This window comes from aff. Roholtiella sp. LEGE 12411, from assembly GCF_015206995.1.
Taxonomy (GTDB): domain Bacteria; phylum Cyanobacteriota; class Cyanobacteriia; order Cyanobacteriales; family Nostocaceae; genus Komarekiella.
On the sequence record NZ_JADEXR010000254.1, the window covers coordinates 1 to 4,886 of the forward strand.

At 40.9% G+C, this 4,886-nt stretch carries 6 protein-coding genes; 3 read left to right on the forward strand and 3 right to left on the reverse strand.

The annotated features are described in order from the left end of the window. Positions 1-197: 197 nt before the first annotated feature. Complete coding sequence (locus IQ246_RS28830) at positions 198-503, forward strand: DUF4090 family protein (RefSeq protein WP_194006709.1); 306 nt, start codon at positions 198-200, stop codon at positions 501-503. 387 nt (positions 504-890) lie between these two features. Next, complete coding sequence (locus IQ246_RS28835; RefSeq protein WP_194006710.1) at positions 891-1,589, forward strand: FkbM family methyltransferase; 699 nt, start codon at positions 891-893, stop codon at positions 1,587-1,589. A gap of 197 nt (positions 1,590-1,786) precedes the next feature. Here IQ246_RS28835 and IQ246_RS28840 read toward each other — a convergent pair whose 3' ends face one another. The 3 genes from IQ246_RS28840 to IQ246_RS28850 all read right to left on the reverse strand — a co-directional run bounded on the left by IQ246_RS28840 (position 1,787) and on the right by IQ246_RS28850 (position 3,818). After that, complete coding sequence (locus tag IQ246_RS28840; protein WP_194006711.1) at positions 1,787-2,242, reverse strand: NUDIX hydrolase; 456 nt, start codon at positions 2,240-2,242, stop codon at positions 1,787-1,789. Between the two features lie 8 nt (positions 2,243-2,250). Then, positions 2,251-2,703, reverse strand: coding sequence for a DUF3531 family protein (locus IQ246_RS28845; protein ID WP_194006712.1), 453 nt, complete (start codon positions 2,701-2,703; stop codon positions 2,251-2,253). A 152-nt stretch (positions 2,704-2,855) separates the two neighbouring features. Continuing rightward, on the reverse strand, positions 2,856-3,818 hold the full coding sequence (locus IQ246_RS28850) for a Sll0314/Alr1548 family TPR repeat-containing protein (protein WP_194006713.1): 963 nt from the start codon (positions 3,816-3,818) through the stop codon (positions 2,856-2,858). 371 nt (positions 3,819-4,189) lie between these two features. On the opposite strand from IQ246_RS28850, the gene IQ246_RS28855 reads away from it, so the two are divergent. After that, positions 4,190-4,864 carry an ABC transporter ATP-binding protein gene (locus IQ246_RS28855; protein WP_194006714.1) on the forward strand — a complete coding sequence of 225 codons (675 nt, stop codon included), beginning with the start codon at positions 4,190-4,192 and terminating at the stop codon, positions 4,862-4,864. Positions 4,865-4,886: the final 22 nt, after the last annotated feature.

A 4,886-nucleotide genomic window follows, 5' to 3' on the forward strand; every position in this document is an offset into this window, starting at 1 on the left:
GGAATGGGGAATGGGGCATGGGAAAAAGCTACCAATGCCCTATGCCCAAAACGGCGGGGCGACTATCCCTCTACGGACACCTGGGAATGGAGTTTCCCGTCGCTTTCAATTAAAAAAAACCAGTGAGTAGGCAAACAGGACATTCAGGTATCAGCAAGGCTGGTAAAATCTGCTTATAGCCTTGAGAGCAAATTATTATGCCTACTGAAACTAACCCAGGAAATCAAACTACCACAGGTGCTGATGCTATTGATGAAGCGATCGCCCAGGGAATTGATTTTGATGGTTCTCCTATTCCACCTGCAAAATTAGAACTTTATGGTAAAGTCATGGCGTTGGAGGGCAATAGACAGCGTAGTGGCGTTTCCAATACTATGCGATCGCGTATTGTGCGAATTGGTGCAAAACATATTCCTCAAGCAGAACTCGACAAATTGCTTGCAGATGCTGGTTTCGCACCCTTGAAAGATAAAGAAATTGCCTTTTTTTATAGCAGCAAGTGAAATATTAGCTGAGGATACTAAAATCAGATTTTGGGAAATATGCTCAGCCCAGTAGGCTAATACACATTTGGTTTGCATTATTCGCAATCAGCAAAGACAGGAGTCAAAATACAGGAGACTCCTGTCTTTGCTTTAAATATGCAATTTGAGAACGCTGATTAGTTGAATATTCTCGTAAACCGTATAAATTTTTACATCATCCTGCAAAAATAGGGATTGATTTTTGATGAGTAGAGGTGATAAATATAACGATGAGCACTGTTATATTTAATATACTAAGATAAGTTTTATCTAATGAAGTGGTTAAAACGAACCTATCAATTTCTTTTCACCAGGAAATCCTTATTTAATTTTCATCTAGCCCTGTTTCATCTTTCGCTTCGAGGAATGGGCATTTTAAATTATGAAAGCAAAATTGATTCGGGAGAAGACTTTTTTATTAAAAACTACATCAAAGGAAAAGAAAAAAAAGTAATATTTGATGTAGGCGCGAATAATGGTAGTTATTCGCGTGAAATTATGACTGAAGCCCCAAACTCGATTTTATATTCATTCGAGCCTCATCCTGTGCATTTTACTACGTTGTCTGAAGTTGCTAAAAAATTCAACTTTCAGGCAATTAATATAGGATGTGGGGATCAAAAGGGCAAAGCAAAGATATATGATTATCGCGATCAGGATTCTTCAGGACATGCATCGTTGTATAAGAATGTCATAGAAGTGCTGCATTATTCATCATCGATAGAGTACGAAATAGAGATAACTACCATTGATGATTTTGTCAAAGAGCATAATATTAAAGAAATAGATTTTCTGAAGATAGATACCGAAGGACATGAGTTAGCCGTCTTAAAAGGAGCTAGAGAAACTCTCAATAGTGGCATCATAAAAATGATCCAATTTGAGTTTAACGATATGAATACCGTATCCCGAACATTCTTTCGGGACTTTCAGGAAATTTTAAAAGGCTATCGTCTTCATAGAATGATGCGAGATGGGCTGATTCCTATGAAATCCTATTTAGGGGGAAGACAGATTAATTACGAATTATTTGCCTATCAGAATATTGTTGCAATTCGCGATTAGTAACAGAGTTTTCCAAAGGAGAAGTTTTCAGGAATAGCTACTCCAAAGAATAATTACGAGCGCTCTTGTAATGGAAGTAAATTTGGAGTTATCCCTGGTTTTCGGATGAGTTGATGAGTTAGGGATATCGTAGTTTCAGGCTATAGCTGGCTAAATATGTCCGATTTTCTAGCTAGAATAACTATCGTTTAGCTAGGTTATAAATATTCAAAAAATACCTCTGGTACTAATCTTAATTCTCTAGACTTAAAGCGAGAAATCTCTATCCAAAGTGCCCTATGTTTATGAGTTTCTGACTCAGAAAAAACTAAACTTTCTAGTTGATAAAACTTGGGTTCGGCAAAATCACATTGATAAAGTTGAATAATTTCGTGTCCCTGTCTACCATTAAATGTAAACAGGTTTTCTATACAACCCAGATACCGAATATTCGTTAAATCTGCCTGAATTTCTTCTTGAAATTCCCGTTCCAGAGCTAGGCGACTGGTTTCACCAAATTCAACACCACCACCTAAAGCTCTATAAAATGTTTCTTGCTTTACAGGATCATAGCCTTCAGAAACAAATATGCGTTCGCCCTTGGCGTTGGCGGAGCCATCGCCATCCCGAATCAGTCCTAAAGACAATACCCGAATTTCGCCTGATTTATTCATTGTTGTCACTAATTGTCGTAAATAGAGTGAGGACGACTGTCGCTATCTTCGACAGGCCAATCTGTATTTTCGCCACCAATGTACAATTCTTCAAGAGTGACATATTCCTCAGAAAGCTGTGTGAGGGCGTTGATTAAAATATCCAAGGCGATCGCATCACTTGTTCCTAAGTCAAACCAGCAACGCGCCCACACGCCCTCATACTCAAACTCACCCATGTTATGCATCAGCGCTAGCAGGCTTTTGTCATATCCTTTTGGATCATAATCCATGTAGTTGATATCCGATCCAGTTTCTTGAACCTGGAGATTTTCGGCATTAAATGCACCCAATTTGCCCAGATAAAACCAGGAATTAAAAACCTCTTCTACATACTGCTTCTCACGCCCAGAAGGAATAGTGCTAAACTTCAACCAAATCCAAACATCAAATGGATTTAAATCACGAAACTGAATGTGCATTGCGGTCAAATAGATCAATTACTCTTACTAAAAATAAGCATATCAGGGTAGGGCTGAGGACAAAGAGGTAGCAGACAAAAGACAAGAGTTATTTTCCATCTCCCTCTGCTCCTCATCTTCCCAATCCCCAATCCCCAATGCCCAATCCCCAATTAACCACCCAGATTATTCAGGCGACTAACAGCGCCGCCGCGTTCACTCTCAATTTGTTTTACCAAATTAGCTGGAAGTTGGGATCTTTTTGTCAATGCTTTGTCAAAATTAGCGATCGCTTCTTGGATAAGTTGTTGGCTTTTTTCTTGTCTCCCCTGTTCTTTGAGTATTTGGGCTTTGAGATAATAAATTTCTGGGTTATCGGATGTAGTTTTGATCGCGCGGTTGACATACTCCAGCGCCTGAGAGTACTGTTTTAAATCGCGGTAGGCAAGAGCAATACCCCGATCCACAAGATACTGAGGAGCAGCATTTCTTTCCAACCGTTCAATTGCCTGATCTGGGCTAGCAAATGGCAAATTGACAGCCAACATCAAATCCATATAGCCTTTGAGTAAATTCAGTTCTGGATCGTTGGTAGAAATCGCTTCGGCTTTATCCAGATATTCATAAACTTGTCGCAATCGACCTAAAGCTTTCGGTGCGCCGTTGACTGTACCGTCACGAGTGAGAATTACCGCACCTTCTAAAAAGTGACCAACAGCAGTGTATAAATTACCACGCAATGGGTCACTAGAAATCAGTTTTTGTCCAGTTTCCAAGGTTTTCTGGCTGTAGGTGTCTAGTTTAGCCATATCCTTTTTTCCATAAGCTAAGGATGCCTTCATGGCATAAGCTAGAGGTTCGTTTGGCTCATTGGATAGTGCTTTTTGTAGGTAACGCTCTGCCTCTGGATAGTTACCTTGTTGGAAAATTGCTTTAAATGCTGCTTCCGTTTGGTCGCCAATTTTACGAGGTTCGCTACTCCGAAACGGATCTCCAGCTAGTGAAGGACTTACCCACAGATTAAGAGCGATTGCCCAAGGGACAACGCCAAAGGCGATCGCACCTGCGAAAGTAGCCTTACCAAAGTTAGTCAGTTTGGTAAACAAAAATGGTCGAGAAGAAAACCGTCTAATCATTTTAGCCCTCAGAATAATTGCGGTTGAAATAGCTGTATGTCTTACTTAGAATGCAAAGAAATGGTTAATCAGAAAATTGCGACCATTGCACCAACATTTTCTACACAGGTTGACTTCAGTAATTTTTCCAGGTTCCCATGCTTGTTGTAGGCATTGTTTAAGGGTAAGTCTGCCACAATGGAGAGGATTCACAAATGGCGCTCGGACTTCTCGGACGCCGCCGCCTGATAACTTCGGAAAGAAGGTGGATGATTCTGGCTGCTAAATTAAGGTGTTAACGCAGGTAATGCAGTATGACTACTTTTCAGAATCTTCTAGTTGCTCTTGGTGTAGTTAATCAGTAATTGCTGACTTTTTGGTAATCTTAACAAATGCTCTATCTTAGAAATCTAATTTACCACCCTACAGCTTGCCCAACAGCGATTCTCAAATCAATCAACCTAGAATTAGCACCCCAGCAGATGGGTCTGATTATTGGCCCGAGTGGTTCTGGTAAAAGTACTTTACTAGAAATTTTGTCAGGACTGGCCGAACCTACTTCTGGCGCAGTCTGGTGGCGAGAACAAGAACTCCTAGCCGAACAGCTACAACAATTGGCTGGGTTAGTATTTCAGTTTCCAGAGCGACATTTTTGCGGTGGTTCAATTTTAGAAGAATTGCGTTTAGGGCATCCGGAATTAGGGTCAGAGCGGGTCAGGCAAGCACTCAGTGAAGTAGGATTAGAGCACTTATCACTCTTTGCAGCACCTTATGCTTTAAGTGGTGGTCAGCAACGACGTTTAGCTTTGGCGGTGCAATTGATTCGCCAGCCAAATTTACTATTGTTAGATGAACCAACAGCTGGATTAGATTGGTCAATGCGTCGGCAACTGGTAAATTTATTAGCGAAACTGAAACAAGATTGGACATTGTTAATAGTGACACACGATGCTGGCGATCTTTTGGCGATCGCAGACCGTTGCTGGACACTCAACCACGGTGAACTAGAATCAGTTGACCCAGAGACTCTGAGAGCAAAAGTCAAAGAACCCCAACCGACAGTGTGAAATGGGGCATGGGGCATGGGGC

Excerpts from the sequence above, each read along its gene's own strand:
- IQ246_RS28840 (WP_194006711.1), bottom strand. The coding sequence starts at position 2,242 with ATGAATAAATCAGGCGAAATTCGGGTATTGTCTTTAGGACTGATTCGG.
- IQ246_RS28845 (WP_194006712.1), bottom strand. The coding sequence starts at position 2,703 with ATGCACATTCAGTTTCGTGATTTAAATCCATTTGATGTTTGGATTTGG.
- IQ246_RS28850 (WP_194006713.1), bottom strand. The coding sequence starts at position 3,818 with ATGATTAGACGGTTTTCTTCTCGACCATTTTTGTTTACCAAACTGACT.
- IQ246_RS28835 (WP_194006710.1), top strand. The coding sequence starts at position 891 with ATGGGCATTTTAAATTATGAAAGCAAAATTGATTCGGGAGAAGACTTT.
- IQ246_RS28855 (WP_194006714.1), top strand. The coding sequence starts at position 4,190 with ATGCTCTATCTTAGAAATCTAATTTACCACCCTACAGCTTGCCCAACA.
- IQ246_RS28830 (WP_194006709.1), top strand. The coding sequence starts at position 198 with ATGCCTACTGAAACTAACCCAGGAAATCAAACTACCACAGGTGCTGAT.